The 22,073-nt window shown below is 43.7% G+C and carries 20 protein-coding genes; 18 read left to right on the top strand and 2 right to left on the bottom strand.

Annotated elements, in window-relative coordinates; translation table 11 throughout:
• The first annotated feature begins 278 nt into the window (after positions 1-278).
• The 15 genes from HF312_16525 to HF312_16455 all read left to right on the top strand — a co-directional run bounded on the left by HF312_16525 (position 279) and on the right by HF312_16455 (position 14,444).
• On the top strand, positions 279-1,502 hold the full coding sequence (locus HF312_16525) for an alkaline phosphatase family protein (GenBank protein MCU7521822.1): 1,224 nt from the start codon (positions 279-281) through the stop codon (positions 1,500-1,502).
• A gap of 102 nt (positions 1,503-1,604) precedes the next feature.
• Positions 1,605-2,387 carry an inositol monophosphatase gene (locus HF312_16520; protein ID MCU7521821.1) on the top strand — a complete coding sequence of 261 codons (783 nt, stop codon included), beginning with the start codon at positions 1,605-1,607 and terminating at the stop codon, positions 2,385-2,387.
• Between the two features lie 157 nt (positions 2,388-2,544).
• Positions 2,545-2,757, top strand: coding sequence for a hypothetical protein (locus tag HF312_16515; GenBank protein ID MCU7521820.1), 213 nt, complete (start codon positions 2,545-2,547; stop codon positions 2,755-2,757).
• A gap of 141 nt (positions 2,758-2,898) precedes the next feature.
• Positions 2,899-3,582, top strand: a complete 684-nt coding sequence (locus tag HF312_16510; GenBank protein MCU7521819.1) for a (d)CMP kinase — start codon at positions 2,899-2,901, stop codon at positions 3,580-3,582.
• A 21-nt stretch (positions 3,583-3,603) separates the two neighbouring features.
• Positions 3,604-4,491, top strand: coding sequence for a 4-hydroxy-3-methylbut-2-enyl diphosphate reductase (locus tag HF312_16505; GenBank protein MCU7521818.1), 888 nt, complete (start codon positions 3,604-3,606; stop codon positions 4,489-4,491).
• A 205-nt stretch (positions 4,492-4,696) separates the two neighbouring features.
• Positions 4,697-6,511, top strand: coding sequence for a 30S ribosomal protein S1 (gene rpsA, locus HF312_16500; GenBank protein ID MCU7521817.1), 1,815 nt, complete (start codon positions 4,697-4,699; stop codon positions 6,509-6,511).
• A gap of 119 nt (positions 6,512-6,630) precedes the next feature.
• A complete protein-coding gene (gene mtaB / locus HF312_16495) occupies positions 6,631-7,932 on the top strand; it encodes a tRNA (N(6)-L-threonylcarbamoyladenosine(37)-C(2))-methylthiotransferase MtaB (GenBank protein MCU7521816.1) in 1,302 nt (433 codons plus the stop codon).
• 70 nt (positions 7,933-8,002) lie between these two features.
• On the top strand, positions 8,003-8,752 hold the full coding sequence (locus HF312_16490; protein ID MCU7521815.1) for a hypothetical protein: 750 nt from the start codon (positions 8,003-8,005) through the stop codon (positions 8,750-8,752).
• Between the two features lie 72 nt (positions 8,753-8,824).
• Positions 8,825-9,553: a tRNA pseudouridine(38-40) synthase TruA gene (truA, locus tag HF312_16485; protein MCU7521814.1), complete on the top strand. Its 729-nt coding sequence runs from the start codon at positions 8,825-8,827 to the stop codon at positions 9,551-9,553.
• 17 nt (positions 9,554-9,570) lie between these two features.
• Positions 9,571-10,326, top strand: a complete 756-nt coding sequence (locus HF312_16480; GenBank protein ID MCU7521813.1) for a 3-oxoacyl-ACP reductase FabG — start codon at positions 9,571-9,573, stop codon at positions 10,324-10,326.
• Positions 10,327-10,360: 34 nt separating this feature from the next.
• Positions 10,361-10,837 (top strand): hypothetical protein, encoded by a 477-nt coding sequence (locus tag HF312_16475; protein ID MCU7521812.1) that lies wholly within the window; start codon positions 10,361-10,363, stop codon positions 10,835-10,837.
• An 18-nt stretch (positions 10,838-10,855) separates the two neighbouring features.
• Positions 10,856-11,662 (top strand): hypothetical protein, encoded by an 807-nt coding sequence (locus HF312_16470; protein ID MCU7521811.1) that lies wholly within the window; start codon positions 10,856-10,858, stop codon positions 11,660-11,662.
• Positions 11,663-11,680: 18 nt separating this feature from the next.
• Positions 11,681-12,283 (top strand): hypothetical protein, encoded by a 603-nt coding sequence (locus HF312_16465; protein MCU7521810.1) that lies wholly within the window; start codon positions 11,681-11,683, stop codon positions 12,281-12,283.
• Positions 12,284-12,307: 24 nt separating this feature from the next.
• On the top strand, positions 12,308-13,087 hold the full coding sequence (locus HF312_16460) for an enoyl-CoA hydratase (GenBank protein MCU7521809.1): 780 nt from the start codon (positions 12,308-12,310) through the stop codon (positions 13,085-13,087).
• A 232-nt stretch (positions 13,088-13,319) separates the two neighbouring features.
• The gene (locus HF312_16455) at positions 13,320-14,444 is read left to right on the top strand and encodes a hypothetical protein (protein ID MCU7521808.1); all 1,125 of its coding nucleotides are present in this window, start codon (positions 13,320-13,322) and stop codon (positions 14,442-14,444) included.
• A 2-nt stretch (positions 14,445-14,446) separates the two neighbouring features.
• Here the strand turns inward: HF312_16455 and HF312_16450 are convergent, their stop codons facing one another.
• On the bottom strand, positions 14,447-15,859 hold the full coding sequence (locus tag HF312_16450; protein MCU7521807.1) for an insulinase family protein: 1,413 nt from the start codon (positions 15,857-15,859) through the stop codon (positions 14,447-14,449).
• Between the two features lie 2 nt (positions 15,860-15,861).
• On the bottom strand, positions 15,862-17,139 hold the full coding sequence (locus HF312_16445) for an insulinase family protein (protein MCU7521806.1): 1,278 nt from the start codon (positions 17,137-17,139) through the stop codon (positions 15,862-15,864).
• A gap of 215 nt (positions 17,140-17,354) precedes the next feature.
• On the opposite strand from HF312_16445, the gene lon reads away from it, so the two are divergent.
• Genes lon through dnaX form a run of 3 tightly spaced genes read left to right on the top strand, consistent with a single transcriptional unit; the run spans position 17,355 to position 22,070 of the window.
• Positions 17,355-19,874: an endopeptidase La gene (gene lon, locus HF312_16440; protein ID MCU7521805.1), complete on the top strand. Its 2,520-nt coding sequence runs from the start codon at positions 17,355-17,357 to the stop codon at positions 19,872-19,874.
• Between the two features lie 9 nt (positions 19,875-19,883).
• The gene (locus tag HF312_16435; GenBank protein ID MCU7521804.1) at positions 19,884-20,390 is read left to right on the top strand and encodes a GAF domain-containing protein; all 507 of its coding nucleotides are present in this window, start codon (positions 19,884-19,886) and stop codon (positions 20,388-20,390) included.
• 45 nt (positions 20,391-20,435) lie between these two features.
• Entirely contained in the window at positions 20,436-22,070 is a 1,635-nt protein-coding gene (gene dnaX, locus HF312_16430; protein ID MCU7521803.1) for a DNA polymerase III subunit gamma/tau, read from the top strand.
• The last annotated feature ends 3 nt before the right edge of the window (positions 22,071-22,073 follow it).

Here is a 22,073-nt window from a genome sequence, read left to right as displayed (position 1 = left end):
GAATGTTGTCTGATTAACTAATTTATCCTGTGCAAAGAAAAATTAATAATCTTAATTGGCAAGTGTTGAAATCCTTAAAAATTAAGAGTTAACAATTATTTAACATTAGAAAAATCGTTATATTTTCAAGGAGCTTTATAAAATTTTCAGAAGTGCCATGTAAAATTATGAGCATTTATCCGAAAAGTAAAGGAAAATATTTGGGAAATGGACTAAAAAAGATTAACTTTTTCCCCAGTATAAATGAACGGCCGGTCATTAAAATTTGAGGGCTAATTATGAGCAGCAGAAAAATCCTGTTAATTTTATCATTCATCAGTTTCTTTTTCCACCAGGCGAATGTCTTTCCCCAGGGAAAACCTTACGTCATTCTGGTATCCTATGACGCCTTCCGGTGGGATTATACGCAAAGGGGACTTACACCAAATCTGGATTCCGTAGCAGTAAGAGGTGTTTCAGCCTTATCGTTAAGGCCTGCATTTCCGTCCAAAACATTTCCAAACCACACCTCAATTGCCACAGGCATGTACCCCGAACACCACGGGATCATTCATAACTCGTTTTACGACCCCTTCACAGGCCGGCAGTACAGCATTTCCGATACGGCCGAGGTAACAGACGGCCGCTGGTACCTTGGGGAGTCTTTCTGGCAGACGGCAGAAAGACAGGGCATTAAAACTGCCAGCTACTTCTTCCCCGGAACTCCGCTCCGCAATGCCGAGCGGAATCCCCACTATTATGAAATTTACGAGCATAAGAGGCCTTATATAAACAGAATTGAAGGGGTTATAAACTGGCTTAAGATGCCTTATAAGGACAGGCCGCACTTTATTACGCTTTATATGGATGAAACTGACCGCCAGGGGCACCGCTATGGACCCCATTCACCACAGGTTAACGGTGCTGTGAAGCTCCTCGACTCGCTCTCAGGCGTGCTGCTTGGCAGGCTTAAGGAAATTGGTATGTACGACAGCACTAACGTGATTTTTCTTTCCGACCACGGTATGGCGGAAATCAGCAGCCAGAGGTTATTAAATATTGAGGAAATACTTGGCCCTGGAAACAGAATGGATGGCGATGGCCCTGTAATGATGATTGAGCCCAAAGGCGGCGAAGCGGATAAAATCTATAAGAAACTAAAGGAAAATGAACGCCATTTTAAGGTCTATACGCGTGAAAATATACCGGGATACTTCCACTTCAGCGATAATCCTTTTATTTTTCCCGTAATTGTTGTTGCCGACCCGGGCTGGTCGCTTGTGGATAATAATTCTGTAAAATATTACTCAAAGAACAAAGGTAATCACGGTTACGACAATAATTTTATGGATATGCACGGCATCTTCTTTGCCGAAGGCCCGGCATTCAAAAATCACTATAAAACGGGCAGCCTCTGGAACATAGACATTTACCCGCTTCTCTGCAGGATATTTAATATTATGCCCAGAAAAAATATAGACGGCAGTCTGGACAGAATCGAGTTTCTATTGAAAGAGAATTAACTTACGGGATTTAGTGGATTTCCGTAGAACGTCGAACGTAGAACGTTGAACTTCGACCCTTTTTTCGTAAATTATACAGATTAAAAACAACCGCTGGTGAAAATGTTAGAAGATGTAATTGCTATTGCCAAAGAAGCAGGCGAAATCATAAGAGAAGGTTACAGAAAGAACTTTACGGTGGAGTTTAAGACAAATTCCTCGAACCTTGTTACCGAAATTGACAAAAAAAGTGAACAGGCCATAATTTCTTTCATAAAAGAAAAATACCCCACGCACGGAATTATTGCCGAGGAAAGCGGGGCTATTAATATTAATAAAAATGCCGAATACGTCTGGGTTATTGATCCCCTGGACGGCACGACAAACTTTGCCCACGGGCTCCCAATTTTTTCAGTTTCTGTGGGACTCCAGAAAAACGGGGAGACTATCTGCGGCATCGTTTATGACGTTATGCGCGATGCGGCTTATACGGCTGAAAAGGGGGGAGGCTCATACTGCAACTCCAGGAAGCTGAAGGTAAGCGAAAACAGCAACCTGAGCTACAGCCTTCTTGTAACCGGCTTCCCATACGACGTGCAGGAAAACCCCGGCAAGGTGATGAACTACTTTGCTGCTTTCCTCCACGACGCCCGTGCTATAAGACGCCTCGGCTCGGCTGCAATCGACTTCTGCTATGTTGCTGACGGAATCTTCGACGGCTTCTGGGAACTCTCGCTTTATCCGTGGGACATTTGTGCCGGACGCTTGGTGCTCGAGGAGGCAGGGGGCATGGTAACAGATTTTGACGGCGTTAAACGCGACATATTCCACAAGCAGATACTTGCCACCAACGGGAAGGTGCACGACAAGATGGTTCAGATCCTGAAGGAAGCAGGCAGTAAGTAGCCGGACACAAGTGCAGAAGTTCTGTTTATCGTAAGAAATTGTGGCTCTGTAAACAAATTTCCAGAAAAATCAGAGGAATTTAACAATGCCGGTTTGGGCTTTGATCGTTTTAGCAGCAGCTGTGGTAATTACAATCCCTGTTTTTTATAACACTGTAATTACTAAAAAGTGGCGCAATAAGGCCGAAGGTGAGGCCAATAGCTGGTACCTGGGGTTCTTTTACTTTAACCCAAAGGACAGGCGGATGTTTCTGCCCAAAAGATCAGGACTTGGAATTACAATTAACTTTGCAAATCCCTGGGCTGTAATACTTACAGTTTTACTCATAGTTTTAATTGGTTTTATTAGTAAAATAAATCACGCGGGATAAGTAACGAAAACTTTGTTTTAAGCTGAATTTAGCGGGCCCGTAATTCGGGAAAATTTTTCCTGAAATTTTTATCCCCGGAAGCCGAGCCAGAGCCTGGAATTGAGTTTTAATTTCCGGGGAAATTTTGTATTTTTGCCACATATGGCAAAGAATATAATTATTACTATAGATGGTCCGGCAGGCTCCGGAAAAAGTACCTCGGCAAAGCTTGTAGCAAAAAATCTCGGGTTTACTTACCTGGATACAGGCGCAATGTACAGGGCTGTAACCTACCTGGCCTTAAAGCGGAACGTAATTAAAGATGAACCTTCAGTCGTTGAACTGGCTGAAAAAGCCCGCCTTGAGCTGAAATTTGTGGACGGAAAGACCGAAGTCATCTTAAACGGAGAGGACGTAACTGAAGCCATCCGTTCCTACGAAGTTAATTCAAACGTAAGTGAAGTCTCCAGGATCGCTGGCGTCAGGACAGCCCTGGTAAAAAAGCAGCAGGAAATAGGCAGGAACACCAGCATTGTGGCCGAAGGCCGCGATACAGGAACAGTTGTCTTCCCGGAGGCAGACGTAAAGATATTCTTAACCGCATCTCTAAGCCAGAGAGCCCATAGAAGGCTCAGGGAATTTCAGGAAAAAGGGGAGAATCTTTCTCTCGATGAGATTGAAGGCAATATAAGGAAAAGGGACCTTATAGATTCAAGCCGTGAAGTAAGCCCCCTTACCAAGGCGCAGGATGCCGTTGAAATTGACACTTCCAGCATTACAATTGAAGAGGAAGTGGAACTGATTTTAAGCAGAGTAAGAGAGAGTATTAACAACAAAGGTAACTAAATAAGAAAGAAAGCCGTTTTAATGAAGGTTAACATAGACGCCAGCGCGGGATTCTGCTGGGGAGTTGTAAGAGCAATAGATTTTGCTGAAAATGAACTTCAAACCACAGAGAAAATCTACAGCCTGGGTGACATTATTCATAATGCTGCTGAAGTTAAAAGGTTAAATGACCTCGGAATGGAAACTATTACGGTTAAGGATTTTCCGAAGCTTGAAAAGGGAAGTAAAGTCCTTATCCGTGCCCACGGTGAACCCCCATCTACATATCAGGAAGCAATTAAATACGGACTCGAAATAGTTGATGCCACCTGCCCCGTTGTTGCAAAAGTGCAGGAAAGAATCAGAAAATTTTCCGATAACGAGTTCCAGGTCGTAATCTTTGGCAAAAAAGATCACGCCGAAGTCATTGGCCTAAGAGGCGTTACAGGCGATAAGGCTATACTTGTCCTTACTCCCGAAGAAGCCCTGGAAAAAGTGGATTTCTCCAGGAAAACAGTGCTTTTCTCGCAGACTACAATGGACAGGGAAACATTTGCCCGGATAGCTGAAGCCTTAAGGGAAAGGATCAGCCAGCTCTATATCGGATCTATTGAAGAAGAAGCTGCAATCGAGTTCCACGCAAAAAATACCATCTGCGGCCAGGTCTCAGGGCGCGATAAAAAGCTGAGGGAATTTGCCCGCTCAAACGACGTTATAATTTTTGCCGCAGGCAAAAAAAGCAGCAACGGCAAGGTTCTTTTTCACATAGCTGAGGAAGAAAACCAGAGGATTTACTTTATCGAAGACGCGGATGAAATTAAGCCCGAATGGTTCTCCGGGGCTGAAACCGTAGGCATTACCGGCGCCACATCCACCCCACGCTGGCAGATGGAAAAAATTAAGGCGTATATTGAAAATAATTTTTCTTAGTAAGATATTATAAATTAACTGCTTATTATTAAATAATTTAGTATCTTTAAGATTCTGAAATTCAGAAAATCTGAGAGTTGTCCCGCCTGAAGGCGGGCATAAAAGTCATCCTAATTGTTTATGTTAAATTAAATATTACTTGCTTTGACTTGTTTTGATGACTTTGAAGTTAAGTGCATGTAGTGACTTATTTTTTGGAGGTCTAATGTCCGAAGAGACAAAAAAGGACGTTAAAGGAAAGGTCAGATTCTTTAATTCCGATGAGTATTCAAAGGAAGAGATGGAAACACTGGCCAAACTCTACTCTCAATCATTTAAGGATGTAAAAGAGGGTGAGATAATTAAGGGTAAAATTGTAAGCATTCAGGGCGACAGCATTATTCTTGATGTCGGCTTTAAGTCTGAAGGTACAATCCCTAAGCAGGAATTTAATGCCGGTGATGAAATTAAGATTGGTGAAGAAGTTGAGATCGTTATTGAAAGCGTTGAAGATCAGGAAGGCAATCTGGTCCTCAGCAAGAAGAGAGCAGACTTCCTTAGGATCTGGAACAAGATACTGAACGCTTACGAAACAGGCGAAATTATTCAGGGCAAGATATTAAAAAGAATTAAAGGTGGAATGGTTGTTGACCTCATGGGCATAGAAGCCTTCCTTCCCGGCTCTCAGATTGATATTAGACCTGTAAGAGATTTTGACGCTTTCGTCGGCCAGACAATGGACTTTAAGGTAGTTAAAGTTAACGTTCCTACTGAAAACGTTGTCGTTTCACACAAGGTCCTCATCGAGGAAGAAATCTCCGACCAGAGGAAAGCTATACTCGACAGCCTTGAAAAAGGACAGATTCTTGAAGGTATCGTTAAAGCAATTACAGACTTCGGTGTGTTCGTGGATCTGGGCGGCGTAGACGGTCTTATCCATATTACAGACTTAAGCTGGGGCAGAATCAACCACCCGAGCGAAGTTGTTAAACTTGATGAAAAGATTAAGGTTGTTGTAACCGATTTCGACATGGAAAAGAAGAGAATTTCTCTTTCTCTCAAGCAGCTTCTGCCGCATCCATGGGATAACATCGAAAATAAATATAAAGTCGGCGATAAGGTATCCGGCAGAGTCGTTTCCCTTACCGATTACGGCGCATTCATTGAAATTGAAAAGGGCATCGAAGGCCTTATACACATTTCTGAAATGAGCTGGACACTCCATATTAAACATCCTTCACAGTTTGTCTCAATGGGACAGGTTGTTGAAGCTGTTATCCTGAGCCTGGATAAAGACGAGAAGAAGATCTCTCTCGGCATGAAACAGCTGGTTCCGGATCCATGGACAGAACTCATGCAGAAATATCCTGTTGGCTCAAAGCACACAGGTATTGCACGCAATCTTACCAACTTTGGTGTATTCGTTGAACTCGAACCGGGTGTCGACGGTCTGGTACACATTTCAGACCTGTCATGGACAAAGAAAATCCGCCATCCCGGGGAAGTCGTTAAAAAAGGCGAAAAGATTGACGTTATTGTCTTAGGCGTTGATACTGAACAGAGAAAGATATCCTTAGGCCACAAACAGGTCCAGGATAACCCCTGGGATACTTTCGAAAAGAACTATGCCATCGGTACAATTACTGAAGGTAAAGTAGTCAGAATCATCGAAAAAGGCCTTATTGCAGAACTTCCTGCAAAAGTGGACGGCTTTGTTCCTGCAACACAGCTTTCAACTGCAAAGCTGAAGAACATAGCTTTCTGTTTCCCGGTTGAAACAGTACTTCCGCTTAAGGTTGTAGAATTCGACAAGGAAAACAAGAAGATCGTTCTTAGCGCTCTTGGTGCTCTGAAAGAAAAATCAGATGCCGAAATCCAGGAGTATATCACAAGACATAAGCTTGAAAAAGTTACTGTTGAAGATATAAAGAATGCTAATGCCGATACTGTTGATCCTTCAGATATTCCTAACCTCGAAGGTCCTGATGAACCGGCTGCTCAGTCAGATAAAACTGCTGAAAAACCGGCCGAAAAGGCATAATCGATCCATTTAAAGGCTGCGGCACTTTTATCCGGAACATTGTTTCCGGATATTGCCGCAGCTTTTTTATTTGTATGAAGTTTATTTTTATGTTATAATTTTCCTTTGAAAGGATTTGTGTGCAAAGCAGAGTTGCTTTTTATACGTTAGGTTGTAAACTGAATTTTTCCGAGACTTCAACAATCGGAACACAGTTTGTAAAACGCGGCTTTCAGGTTGTTGACTTCAAGGACGAAGCCGATGTTTATGTCATAAATACCTGTTCTGTTACAGATAGTGCAGATAAGGAATGCCGCCAGATAGTCCGCCGCGCCCTCAGGCTTAACCCCAACGCTTTTATTGCCGTTACAGGCTGCTATGCCCAGTTAAAACCGGAAGAAATTGCCTCGATTGACGGCGTGGACGTTGTGCTCGGCAGCAATGAAAAATTCAAGCTGTTCGACTACATTAATGATTTTACAAAGAGGGAACTTTCCTGCATCCATGTTTCACCGACAGATGAGCTTAATGAAATAAACGGGGCATTTTCTTCAGATGCTACGGGAAGAACCAGGGCTTTTCTTAAAATACAGGACGGATGCGACTATACCTGCTCCTACTGTACAATACCTTTGGCACGGGGCAAAAGCCGCAGCCTTAAGCCTGAAGAGGTGCTTGAAAATTTCAAAGCCCTCCTGGATGAAGGCTATAAGGAAATTATTATTACAGGCGTAAACGTGGGGGACTACGGCAAGGCTTTCAATATGGATTTCTACAGCCTCCTTTTGAAGATGGTTGAGGTGCCGGGAGACTTCAGGCTCAGGATCAGTTCCATTGAACCTAACCTCCTTACCGATGAAATACTGGAACTGACGCTGAACAACAAAAAAATGTGCCGGCATTTCCACATACCTCTTCAGAGCGGTTCACCTAAGGTCTTAAGACTAATGCAGAGGCGCTATAAACAGGAAAACTACCGAAAGCTGATCAACAGGGTAATTGAAAAGATTCCGGACGCCGGAATAGGCGTGGACGTCATAGTCGGCTTCCCGGGCGAAACAGAAGATGATTTTATGGATACCTATAACTTCTTAAAAGAGCTTCCGGTATCCTACCTGCACGTGTTTACTTATTCCGAAAGGCCGAATACAAAGGCTATAAACTTTGAGGGCGTTGTAAACCACACGGAAAGAAAAAGAAGAAACAACATGCTCAGAATCCTGAGTGAAAAGAAAAGAAATGAGTTCTACAGGAAAATGGCGGGAAATGAGCTAGAAATACTTTTTGAGCATGAAAACCACGACGGGCATATGAAAGGTTTCGCCAGCAACTATGTCCGCGTGCAGCATGAGTATGACGGCAGTCTAGTTAATGTTTTCTCGCACGTCAGAATTGAGAGTGTTGAAGGCGAGATATGCTTCGGAAAAGTGGTTAATGAGTAAAAAGTTACTTGAATAATATGTAATTTAACAGTAAAATTGGGCATGTCTTATTCACATAGCAGAAAATAACATGAAATACATCATTGCTCTTTTATTTTTCATTACACCTGTCTTTGCACAGACGGGCAGCCACGAAAGCCTCCTGCTTCAGAAATCTGAAATCAGCCTGGCTAAAACTGAAAACCTGCCGGATAAAACTGAAAATCTGCCTTCCTTTGTGCCGGATAAGCCTGAGAAAAAAAGCGCCATGCTCGCTATACTTTATTCACTCGTGCTGCCTGGAATGGGAGAGCTCTACGGCGGGAACTATTCAAGCGGAAAGTATTTTACAATCGCCGACGGTGTGCTCTGGGGTGTATTTGCGGGCTATAATATATACGGCAACTGGCAGAGGAATAATTATAAGACTTTTGCAAAGTCATTCGGGGGAGTTAGCCCCGAGGGGAAAAACGCCGATTTCTATGCAAATATAGGTGTCTATATCAGCCAGGAGGAATATAACCGCAGGCAGGGGCTTGACGCAAATATTGAGGAAATGTATAACGGCAGCCAGTATTACTGGCAGTGGAACGGCCAGAGCCAGCGCCAGGAATACCGCGGGATGTGGGAATCCAGCGAGCAGGCATTTAACGACGTAAGGTTTGCCGTAGGAGCACTCATTGTTAACAGAATTATAAGCGCATTTAATGCCGCAAGAATAGTCCGTAATTACAACAAGAATTTAGATACACAAACAAGCTGGAACGTGTCCATGAGCGTAACTCCCGGAATGCCGGTAATGCCCACAACACTGAACCTGAATTTCCAGACGTCATTTTAATGATTTTAAGGGCGGGGAATAAAATCTCTCTGCCCTGCTTTTTACCTTCTTAAATCTTCCTTATTTTACGGCATGCAAAACTATAAACTCAATATCCAATACGACGGAACCCGTTATGCCGGCTGGCAGGTGCAGGAAAATGCCGTTACAGTCCAGCAGAAGGTAACTGAGGCGCTGGAAACGCTTACCAAAGAAAAAATAAATCTTATCGGCTCCGGCAGGACAGATACTGGCGTACACGCACTTGGGCAGGCGGCAAATTTCAGGACGGAAAAGGAGCTGAATATTTATAAATTCAGGCACTCGCTTAACGCTATTCTGCCCACGGACATTGCAGTTAGTGAAATGTCCTTTGCCGGGGAAACTTTTCACGCCCGCTTTGATGCAAAAAAAAGAAGCTACCTCTACTTTATTACGAAAGATAAATCCCCTTTTTACGAAAAGTATTCTTACCTCTACAGGGGACGTCTTGAAGTTGAAAAGTTAAACAGGCTTTCAAAGCTCTTTATGGGAGAGCACGACTTTACCTCCTTTTCCAGGAAAAAAAGTGAAGTCAGCCATAAAAGATGCATTATATATGATGCGCATTGGAAAGAGACTAACGGATTTGTTATTTTTTACATCGAAGCTAACAGGTTTTTGCACGGAATGGTAAGAACCATAACGGGAACCCTTCTTCACGCAGTAAGAAATGATCTTAAAGAGGCTTATATTCAGGATATACTCCAAAAGCGCGAGAGGGAGTCTGCCGGGGAGGCTGCTCCTTCCAAGGGGCTCTTCCTCTATAAAGTGAAATATTAAACTATGTGGAAAATAAAATGATCAATCTCCAAAACAAGGTTGCCCTTGTAACCGGAGGCTCCCGGGGCATAGGGGCTTCCTGCGTTGAACTCTTCTTAAAGGCAGGTGCAGGCGTGGCTTTTACCTATAAATCGAACGGGGAAGCTGCAGAGGAGCTAATAAAAAGCCTGGATGCCGGGGGTAAAGCCCGTGCTTACAGCATGGACATGGAGTCTGAGGCCGATATAAACGAAAAGGTAAAGCAGATCACCTCCGACTTCGGCAGAATAGATATCCTTGTTAACAATGCCGGCATCTGGAAATACGGCGCCTCAGATGAAATGAGCCTTAAGGAGTGGCAGGAGACAATAAATATAAACCTTACCGGCACTTTTCTTATTACAAAGGCTGTAATTCCCCTCATGAAGCAGAACCGTTTCGGAAGGATCATTAACATATCTTCTACGGCAGGGCAGAGAGGTGAGGCATTCCATTCGCACTATGCAGCTTCAAAGGGAGCCATAATCTCATACACAAAGTCGCTTGCAAGCGAACTGGCTGAATACAATATAATTACAAACTGTGTGGCACCGGGCTGGGTAATTACGGATATGAGCGCTGAGGTGTTTTCGGACAAGGAATATAAAACCTCTGTCGAAATGGGAATACCTGTAGGGCGCATTGCAGATCCTAAGGATATTGCAGGGCCTGTTGTATTTCTGGCATCAGAACTGGCGCGCCACATAAATGGCGAGATCCTGAACGTAAACGGCGGAAGCATTCTCTGCGGTTAAAACTAATAAAACTTCAAAGAGAAAGGAGAAGGTGATGGAATTTATTGCAGCACTCCATCCGAAGTTTGTTCATTTTCCAATAGCTCTGTTTTTAGCTTATACGCTCTTTGAAATTGCTGGCATAGTAAGTAAAAAAGATTTCCTGGCACAGGCAGCCTACATACTGCTCCTGCTTTCAATTCTGGGGGCTGTTGCTGCAGTCCTGACCGGCAACCAGGCATCTGACATTGCTGAAAAGCTAGCGGATCTGGATGTCACAATTCCGCTCGGGGCCATTTCAAAGCATGAGGTCTATGCCAATTACGCCATGTGGTACATGTTCACTCTTGCGGCATTTCGCACGTACCTTCTGGTAAAGAAAAAGTTTACCGGCTGGCTTAAACTTAGTTTTATTGCGTTATCGCTCCTGGGGTGCCTTTTAATCTTTGAGGCCGCACTTCTGGGAGGCAAGCTTGTTTATCAGTACGGAGTTGGTACAGAAGTAATTAAACCTGAAGACAGTAAAAAATAAAATCTTGAGAGAAAAATATTGCTGGCAGTTATTCTGATAATATTTGTAAACGTGTGCGGCTTTCTTCTGAAGCTCTACGGATTTGACCGCCATATTGTCCTGCTAGGCTTCAGATTTCACATTTCACTTTTAATTCCCTTATTTCTTCTTTTCCGTGGTAGTGCCTTTGAAAAAGTAAAGAACAGCCTTTCAGTTTTTTCAATCAGAAAATTTTTTACCGCGTTCTTATTTGCCGTTCTTCCTCCTTTACTCATTGTTGGAGGCTTATACCTTATAAATGGAATTGAGCTTTCGGATCCTGATTACTTCTATGAGCTTGGCCTGTCATCAATTGTTGACTACCCGGTCTACCTAATCTGGAACGCTCCGCAGCTGATAATTCTTGGGCTCTTCCTTAAGGTAATTACATCCGGGAAAAAATATAAATTCCATTTGATACTGCCGGCTGTTATCTCATTGTTTGCCTTCGAGCTGATCCCCGCGGGAAAGGAAAATTTCAGGCTGATTTCAGTGCTGGATTTTGCAATGGCCTCAGTATTGTTCTCGCTCTTCTTCTCCAGGATAAATAACGTCTATTATATGGCACTTTACACTTTTACAGTCCTCTGGAGCCACATTCTTTTATTCGGCACTGGTGTAAAAGCTCTTGTCAACCTTCTCCTGGCTAAGAATTACGACACGTGGGAAGGTTTTTTTACCGTAACAATTAAATCAATTTCAATGTACACATTTCTTCTTCAGGCTGGAATTAGTCTTATTTTATTATTATTTATGTTAGTATTATTTTACAAAAAGGATAAATTTCAGGCAGCGGAAAACAAATAATATGGGAATACCGGACAAATGAAAAAAACAATCTTTCTGCTGCAGATAGTTTTTCTGCTCATCTTTTCTTCAGGCTTATTTGCCCAGGGGATGAATTCAGGCCGTGCACGCGGACTGTTTATGTCGTTTGCAATCGGGCCCAGGGTTCCGGTCGGCAATATGGCAAAATCGCAGGCCGTTGGTGTGGGCCTAAATTTCGGGCTCTCATATACAGATAATGAATATCTTCCTCTTTTTGTATATGCCAAGGTCGGCTTTGAGCATTTTCCGGGTTCAGTAGACTTTTATAGAAGAAGCGATTATTCCTCGCTTACGACAAATCTTATACCTGTGAACCTGGGGGCGAGGATATTTTTTCCTCCTGTGGTAAAGGATATAGTGCTATTAATTCCTACTGCAGAATTTGGCGGCTCAATTGCATTTTTCGAAAAATCTCATCAATTTAAGTTAGATTCAGGACGCAGTGATTATCTTGAAAGCTCCACTAAAGCAGGGTTTCATGTAGGAGCAGGTTTATCCATGTTCCTTCTGGAAGTAATGGGGTCTTATAACTACTTCCCCAAAAATGAATATCTTGCGGCGGAGATCAGGGTGAGGATCCCGATTTTTATTGGATTATAATATTTAACCTTAGCCGGAGAAAAAATGGATTTCGATAATGTCGTCTTTGAGGTAAATGAAAACGTTGCTATTGTCAGAATAAACAGGCCGGAGAAGATGAACGCCCTTAATATACAGACAATGAACGAATTAAGACAGGTGTTTTCTCTTCTTAAGCATAACGATGTGGCTGTCGTAATAATTACCGGAATGGGGGATAAAGCTTTTGTTGCCGGGGCTGATATTACAGAAATTAATAAGCTCGACCAGGAAACCGGGCTCCTTTTTTCAGAAAGAGGCCAGGAAATTTTTAACTATATAGAAAAATTCGAAAAGCCTGTAATTGCGGCTGTTAACGGCTATGCCTTTGGCGGGGGCTGCGAACTGGCACTTGCCTGCCATATGCGCATCTGTTCGGAAAATGCCAAGTTCGCCCAGCCTGAGGTAAATCTTGGCATAATTCCAGGCTACGGCGGAACACAGAGGCTCTCACGCCTCGTTAACCCCGGAAGGGCTATGGAGTACATTCTTACCGGAGATGCCATTGATGCACAGGAAGCTTACAGAATAGGGCTTGTAAACAAGGTGGTGCCGCAAAGCGAGCTGATACCTAAAGCCATGGAAATAGCCAATAAAATTGCTTCCAAAGCTCAGGTGGCAGTAAGGGCGGCAATTAAAGCTGTAAACTCAACCCATCACCTTTCACAAAAAGAAGGGCTTGAAGAGGAAGCCAGACTTTTTGGTGAGTGCTGCTCGTCAGAAGATTTCAGGGAAGGCACACTGGCCTTCATGGAAAAAAGAAAACCCCTTTTTACAGGAAAATAATTTTTTATCTGCAGGACCGGAAACTTAATTTCCGGCCCGTTTTCCCCATCTGAATTTATTCCGCATTAATATCTTTTAAAACCGCTGTGATATGAAATCCGGAATTTATATATTTACGTTCAATTTTATTTCGGCTTATAAATTCCAATTAGTACAAATGGGGAATACCAAACAAAAAATAATCGCGTACCTGCTAGCTGCTTCATTTCTGCTTCTCCTGGGCAATATTTTAGTGGACCGCTTTCATAAAGTAAAACCCGGATTACCCTATCCCGGGCAGAGCCTTCTCTCGGCTGGTGAGATTAACAGCCTGTTTGAGGATGCAGTCTGCGAGTTTGGTGTTGAAAAAAGCTGGATTGAAAGAAAGCCTATCGGCACGGATCAGTCGGGCGAGGCCACATTTAACTACAACGTGAAAGTTACGGCTGACCTTCCTGTTACACTCATCTTAAACGAACTGAACAGAAGATTCCTGGAGCACGGGCTTAAGATTACGGCAAAGGAAATGAGGAAGGAGAAGACCACTTCAATTAAAATCCTTCGTGAAAAGAATGTGATGCTTCAGGCCGACTTTGTGACCGATCCCGCGGCTGTAAGAAGTGCTGCAACAATAGGCTTTATTATTAAAGACGTCGAGAAGTTGAGCGATAAGGATTTTGCAGAATTCCTCTCACTTCCTGAAAACTATACCATAGTACTGAGCCCCTCGGAAAAATCTGAAAAGGCCGCAAAGGAAATTGTCTCGCAGAATAAAGAGTACATTGTACTCCTTGGCGATAAAATAGACGAAGTCCGCTTCAGGTTTGATGATGACTACAGCGATAAGCGCCTTAATACTTCTGTAAGGTCAATACTCGGTGCCTTCGGCAATTCAAAACTATATCTTGTTGATGACGCCTCGGACCTTTACAAATCGCGCCAGTATCTGGTAGTAAAAACTGCTTTTGAGAAAAGAAAATTAAATCTCGTTCCTCTTAATACTTTTACTGAATTAAAGAGCAGGGAAGACAAGGACCTGGAGTCGATGTTCCGCTATTACTGCGAGAGCAGCGCCTCGGGAGAAAGAATTCTTCTTGTAACAGCAAAGAACTTTCTTGAATTAAAAGAAGATGTCGATCTATACAGGAAGAAAGGCTGCAAATTTGTTTTCCCCTCGCAGATGAATTTCGGTTTGGCCCCTGTGGCTCAGACGCAGGAGGAGCCCAAGCCGGAACAAACTAAAAAAGGGCAGACAAAGCAGGCACAGGTTAAGAATAAGGTTCAGACTAAGAATCAGGCTCAGCCTAAAAAGCAGGTGCAGACTGCAAGGAAGCAGACACAGGTTAAAAAGCAGCCGCAGCCCAAAAAGAAGAAATAAAGTTAAACCGTCCCAATCACATTCCCGTCACGGTCGAGCTCTGTTATGGATCCAAGATTCAAAGCCTCCAGCTGAGGCTTAACAGCCTCGCGGTCGCCTACAACCATTATCACCAGCTCATCGGGTATAATGTAGTTATGGGCCGCCTCATAGGCCTCTTCAAGCGTTACTTTCTTTATGTTGTCCAGGAATGTGTTAAAATAATCATCCGGCAGGCAGTAGATGATCATATTGGCCAGGCTCCGGCCTATCTGCCCATAGGTCTCAAAAAGCGCCGGAAATTTCCTTACCTGCGAGCTTTTTGCAAACTTTAATTCCTTTTCCGAAATGTAAACCTGTATTCCTTTTAATTCCTTTAAGATCTCAACTATCGACTCTTTTGTGTTTTCAGTTTTGACGGGAGCCGAGACATAAAAGTACCCGTTTACCTTGTTGTAGTTAAAACCTGAATGGGCGCCGTACGTATAGCCTTTGTCCTCACGCAAGTTAAGATTGATGCGGCTTGAAAACTGTCCTCCCAGAATGGAGTTCATAAGTGCCCTTGCAAAAAAGTCGGGCTTGTTCCTTCCTTCGGTAAGGTGGCCAATGCGTATTTCACTCTGTGCAGCACCTTCTTTTTGCACAAAATAAAGGCGCGTTTTTTCCCTTGGGGGATTATGCACACTTATTATCGGCTTCATATGAGTGTGCCAGCCTAAAAGAGCAATATTCAGTTTGTGCCTTAAAATTTCTTTGTCTATGCTGCCAACAACGATCAGAGTAGAGTTCTGCGGCGTTATCAGAGTCTCGTAAAACAGGCGTATATCGTTGCTGCTGATTTTTTCCACGGTTTCAGTTAAACCCATCTCAGGCAGCCCGTAAGGGCTGTGAACGGTATAGACGAGCTTTTCAAATAAAACGGATGCTATATAACCCGCGTCATCCTTGGCCTGTATGATCCTGTTGATCTGCTTCCTTTTCTCCCTCTGCATGTCCTCTTCAGCTAAATGCGGCTTTGTGATCACCTTTGAATAAAGATCGAGCGACTTGTCGAAGGTTTCTGAAAGGGAAAGAAGCGATATGAACATGGCATCGGGATCAGAGGAAACCGAGAGCACCGAGCCAAGAGATTCTATTGCATTGCTTAACTCAAGCGAGCCTAAACCGCCGGCCCCTTCATCTAAAAGCGAAGAAACAAGAATCGAAAGCCCCTTTTTTTCGTTCGGATCAAACCTGCTTCCGGCATCAATTATGAGGCTCAGCTGAATGATCGGGAGCCTTTCTTTCTTTACAAATAAAACTTCCAGACCGTTATCAAGCGTGAACTTTTCAATTTCGGGAAGCGTAAAACTTATCCTGCCCTTGGGCTGCGGTTTTTTTGTCCTGTTTAATTCTTCCATTCCGCTTAATTCATTCATCCTGTTTAATTCTTCCATGACTATTCCTGCGTAATGCTTTTGGGTAATATTCTGAGCTCAACATAAGGCTTCCTCAGGAACTCTTCTGCCGCTTTTCTAATAGCCTCGGCATCCACTTTCTGGTAACGCTCCAGGTCAAAATGAAATGAGTCCGGATCTTTTAAGAAAAAATTATATTCATTCAAATGATTAACCAGTGAATTAAGGTTCTGCATTGAAAATATGAACGATGCCTTGATGTTGTTCTTTGCCTTTTCCATTTCTTCAGGGCTGATGCCGTTTTCAATTAACAGATCGAGCTGCCTGAAGACTTCTTCTTTTATCTGGTCAAGGGATATTCCTGGGCGCGCTGTTGCAACAATAACAAAAGAGCCCCCGTACTTTGCCGAATGCTGAAAAGCCGATATGTCCTGCGCTATCTCTTCTTCAAAAATGAGCGTCTTGTAAAGCCGCGAATTCTTTGAGCTTGAAAGTATGTAAGACAAAATATCGAGCGCTGCATCCTGGTCGGTATAGGCGTTGGTTGTGTGCCAGGCAAAATAAATCCTCGGAAGCTGTACGTTGTCCTCATGAATGAGGCTGACATTTTTCTCAAGCGATACCTCAGGTGCAAAAACCTCTTTTACGCTATTGCCCCTTGGAATAGGGCCGAAGTACCTTTGAACAAGCTCCTTTGTTTTGGGGATATTTATATCTCCTCCTATTACAAGACTGGCATTGTTGGGTACGTAATATGTGTGAAAAAAATCTTTTACGTCTGAAAGCGTAATATTCGAGATGTCCTGCATATAGCCTATAGTCGGCCAGTGGTATGGATGGTTTTCGGGATAAAGGTTTGAGAAAATTATTTCCCAGGCCATTCCGTAAGGGGCATTGTCGTAGCGCTGTCTTCTTTCGTTTTTTACAACGTCTATCTGGTTATCCAGCTTATCCTGCCCCAGGGCAGGAATTAAGAACCCCATCCTGTCGGATTCCAGCCATAGCACCATTTCCAGATAGTTTGAAGGGAGGCTCTGGTAATAGTTTGTCCTGTCCGTGCTAGTTGTCCCGTTCAGGTTGCCCCCGGCTTCCTGTATGTACTTGAAATGCATCTGCTTGGGCACGTGCTTCGAACCCTGGAACATCATATGCTCGAAAAGGTGCGCAAAGCCGGTTTTCCCCTTGGTTTCATTTGCACTTCCCACCCTGTACCAGATATTGGCCGCCAGTATGGGCAGGCTTTTATCCGGGTATAGTATCACCTCAAGACCGTTATCCAGGGAATACTTTTCATAATTTATTTTTAATATATCATCCATAGTCATTTTTTAATAGTTCAGCATAAAATACAATGTAAGAAAAATTCCTGACGTTTAGGAGGAAATTCCGCCGGAAAAAAGATAATACATCAGGAAACTTCCGAACCGCGGCTATTTGCAGGAGGATTGATAGCGGACGTTTCATTCCTTGATAGCCGAAGCGAAATTTGGTATATTTACACAGAAATTAAAAACATACGCAGGAGTCAAAAGTTTTGAGTCTTAAAGACAAAGTTAAAGGTAAAGAAGAAAGCGACAATTCCATTTTAAGCGAAGTGCCCAAGGTCTTGCCTGTTTTACCTCTCCGAGACAATGTAATATTCCCGTATATGATTTTCCCGGTCCTTGTAGGACGTGAACAGTCGATCAAGGCTGCAAATTATGCCCTCGAGAACTCAAAATTCATATTCCTCTCGGCTCAGAAAAAGGCAAATATTGAAGAACCCAAGGAAGAGGATATTTTTCTCGAGGGTACAGTGGCCAAGATCATACAGATACTGAAGCTCCCGAATGGACTTATGAAGATACTGGTAGACGGACTGATACAAGCCAGAATCCTGCATTTTACTGAGAATAAGGAGTTCTTCGAGGCAGAGATCGAAATCATTGTGCCAAAGGAAGAAAATCCTATTGAAATGAACGCCCTCATAAGGCAGATGACGCACCTTTTTAAGGAATATGTAAAGATCAACCGTACTATCCCGACCGAGGCCATCAGCGCTTATGAAAATATTGAGGAACCCGACAGGAAGCTTTTTTATGTTGCTGCCAATTTAACACAGAACATTGAGGTAAAGCAGAAAATTCTTCAGAACTTTACCATTAAAGAGCAGCTCTATGAAGTCATAAAGATCCTGAATTCCGAAATAGATATACTGAAGGTTGAAAAGGAAATTGAAAACAAGGTCCAGGAGAATATAGCCAAAACACAGCGCAAGTTCATCATTCAGGAGCAGATAAGAATACTGCAGGATGAGCTGGGTGAGGAAGATGAGGCTACGCCTGAATTTGTACGCCTAAGGAATAAGGTGAAAAAGGCTAAAATGCCCAAGTACGCCGAGGAGAAGGCTAATGAAGAGCTGAATAAGCTGAAGAAAACTCCTCCCATGTCACCTGAATCAACCGTTATCCGCAACTACCTGGAATGGCTCATTGATGTACCATGGAATAAAAAGACAAAGGATAACCTCGATATTAACTACGTCCGCCAGATCCTGGATGAGGACCATTACGGACTTGACAAACCGAAGGAAAGAATTGTTGAGCATATTGCGGTTCTGAACCTGGTGCAGCAGATGCGCGGCCAGATACTCTGCTTTGTGGGACCTCCGGGAGTTGGCAAGACCTCGCTTGGAAAGTCGATTGCAAGGGCGATCGGAAGATCGTTCGTAAGAATCAGCCTTGGCGGCGTAAGAGATGAAGCCGAGATCCGCGGCCACAGAAGAACTTATATAGGCTCCATGCCCGGAAAAATCATACAGTCCATGAAGAAGGCTGGCACCATTAACCCTGTAATTCTTCTTGATGAAATTGACAAGATGAGCATGGACTTCAGGGGCGATCCTTCCTCAGCAATGCTGGAAGTGCTGGACCCCGAGCAGAACCATACTTTTAACGACCATTACCTGGACCTGGATTATGATCTTTCACAGGTGATGTTTATTACAACGGCAAACGTAAAATATAACATACCGCTTCCGCTTCAGGACAGAATGGAAATTATTGAACTGCCGGGCTACCTTGAACATGAAAAGCTCCAGATAGCAAGGCGCCACATAATCCCGAAGCAGCTTTCAATGCACGGCCTTAAAGACGGTGTCGTTACATTTGAGGATGCGGCTGTAACAAAGGTAATTACAGACTATACACGTGAGGCCGGCGTCAGAAACCTGGAACGTGAGCTGGCTAATATCTGCAGGAAGACAGCAAGGGAGATAGTGCTTAAAAGATCTACAAACGGCGGAAAGCAGAAGGAGACTATAGACAGGCAGCTGGTAACTCCCGGGAAGGTCGTGGAATTCCTGGGTGTCGAAAAGTTCAGGCGCCAGAAGGCAAACCTGGAGCCTAGAATTGGAAGCGTTACAGGCCTTGCATGGACCAGCGTAGGCGGCGAAATCCTGAGTGTTGACGCCACTATAATGAACGGCCCTGAAAAGCTTACACTGACAGGACAGCTGGGCGACGTGATGAAAGAGTCAGCAATGGCAGCCTTAAGCTTCATAAGGAGCAATGCAAAGGCGCTTGGGCTTCCGGCCAACTTCCAGAAGGGTAAGGAGGTCCATATCCACCTGCCCGAAGGCGCGATTCCAAAGGACGGCCCATCGGCAGGCATTACAATGACCATGGCGCTTTATTCTGCCTTCAGCACTAAACCGGCAAGAAACGACGTTGCAATGACAGGCGAAATTACCTTAAGAGGTAACGTCCTTCCAATTGGCGGCTTAAATGAAAAGCTCCTTGCAGCCCAGAGAAGCGGCATGAAGACGGTTCTTATTCCGAAGGATAACGAAAAGGACCTGCTTGAAATTCAGCCTGAGGTCAAAGAAGGTCTTACCATAGTTTCTATCGGTAAGATATTTGAAGCCATACCGTATGTTTTCGGGAAGGATAAGACATCTGCAAAAACCGGTGCCAAGGCAAAACCTGCCAGGGCAAAAGCAGCCATGGCAAAAAAAGGCGCTGCAAAGCAGACTGTAAAGTCAGCTCAGGCAAATAAGACAAAGCGGAAAAAGTAAGGCACGGTGATGTCTGAAACAATTGAAATAAACAGTAATCTTACTGATGAAGAAAAATACCGTGAACTCATCCCGCAGATGGAGAATCTTCTTGCCAGTGATGACTTCACGGTTACAACCCTTTCAAATTTTACCGCCGCCTTAAAGCAGACTTTTCCCAAAGTCAGCTGGGTGGGGTTTTATTTAAGGAAGGGGGATTTCCTTTATCTGGGTCCCTTCCAGGGAAAGATCGCCTGCACACAGATAAAAATAGGGCAGGGGGTCTGCGGAACTTCGGCTGAGAAAAAAGAAACTGTAATTGTGCCCGACGTTGACAAGTTCCCGGGGCACATTGCATGCGACTCTTTGTCCAGGTCTGAAATTGTTGTCCCGCTTCTTAAAGGAGGGGAACTCTTTGGTGTGCTTGACCTCGACAGCACATCCTGCAACTCATTTAATGAAATTGATCAAAAGTACCTTGAGGCACTCGGCCGTCTGGTGCTTGAAAAAATTAATGGTGCCCAAACGGTAATCTGACCCGGTCAGAAATTAACAATTAATATTTTACATTAAGAAGTTTTTATGAGCTATATCGTAACTGCAAGAAAATGGCGCCCCAACAGGTTTGAAGATGTTGTGGGGCAGGAACACATTACAACAACACTGAAAAATGCTATTAAGAATAACAGAATAGCTCATGCCTACCTTTTTGCAGGCCCCCGCGGCGTTGGTAAAACTACAACAGCACGTATCTTAGCCAAGACACTAAACTGCCTAAACCCCGTCGGCTTTGAGCCCTGCAATGAATGTGAAATGTGCCAGAGCTTCAACACCTCGCAGTCGCTGGATATTATTGAAATAGACGGCGCCTCGAACAGAAGGATTGAAGAGGTAAGGGTCTTAAGGGAATCTGTTAAGTATGCTCCTACAAAGGGTAAGTCAAAAGTCTATATCATAGATGAAGTTCACATGCTTACCAACGAGTCGTTTAACGCTCTGCTTAAAACGCTCGAAGAGCCGCCTGAACATACGATCTTTATCTTTGCTACAACGGACGTTCATAAGGTCCCTCTTACAATTATATCCCGCTGCCAGAGGTTCGACTTCAGAAGAATTGAGCTCGATACAATAAAAGGCCTCCTTAAGAATATTGCCGAAAGTGAAAAAATTGAAATAGACGACCAATCGCTTACAATCATTGCCCGCAAGGCCGACGGTGCCTTAAGAGATGCTGAAAGCATATTTGACCAGATAATATCCTTCAGCGGCAATAAGGTTGAGGCTTCCTCTGTTGCAAGGATGCTGAACCTCATAGACGACGAGGTATATTTTACCATTTCAGACGCCATACTGGATAAGAAATTCCTCGCGGCATTTGAAGTCTCAAAAACAGTTTATGAGAACGGGTGGAATTTTATCGACTTCATGAACGGCCTTGTGGAGCACTTCCGCAATATAATGACGGTTGTTTTAACAGGAAGAGCAAAGCTCATAGAAACGGCGGAAATTTTCAAGGAAAAATACCTGGCTTACAAAGACAAGTTCTCTGAAGGGGATCTTTTAAGGATAATGAACTATCTGAACAAGACCCAGCAGGAACTGAGGTTTACGCAGAACCACAAGCTTTTAATTGAAGTTGCACTCTGCCACCTGATAGGACTTGAAAAATCAGCCTCCATAAGGGAAGCAATTGCGAACCTGGAAGAGGTTAAAAAGAACGGTCCTGTAGTTCTTAACAGGCCCTCAGCCCCGAAAGCTACGGAAATGAGGGAAAATGTTCCGGGTAACGGCGCTTCAGAGAAAGCGGCTTCTCCCGTAGTAACATCTGAAGCCGAGCTGGGGACGTTTAATGATGTTCTTGCAAAGTGGAATCACTTTTTGAAGGAAGTCAATGAGGAGAAATTCATTGTTGGAAGTGCGCTTCAGAATATGAAGCTCCTCAGCCTGGAAGGCTCTAAACTGAACGTTGAAATTAAGGACGTGCACGACAGGAAGATCATCATGCAGCTCAGGGAATACTTCCTTGAAAAGACTGAAGCCGTATTCGGTAAAAGCTTCATATTTAATTTCACCGACGGCACTTCAGGAGAGGAAACGGACGGATACAACACCGAAACAGGCATTCAGACGCCACCTGAACCCGAGCCCGAAATGGAAGAAACAGACCCCTTAATCAGCGCCATAAAAACTCAGCTTGGGGGAGAAGAGATCCAGTAAAAA

The sequence above is a fragment of the Ignavibacteria bacterium genome (assembly GCA_025612375.1).
In the GTDB taxonomy this organism is placed as follows: domain Bacteria; phylum Bacteroidota; class Ignavibacteria; order Ignavibacteriales; family SURF-24; genus JAAXKN01.
Note: the sequence above shows the minus strand (reverse complement) of the source record. Positions and strands in the feature narration are given on the sequence as shown.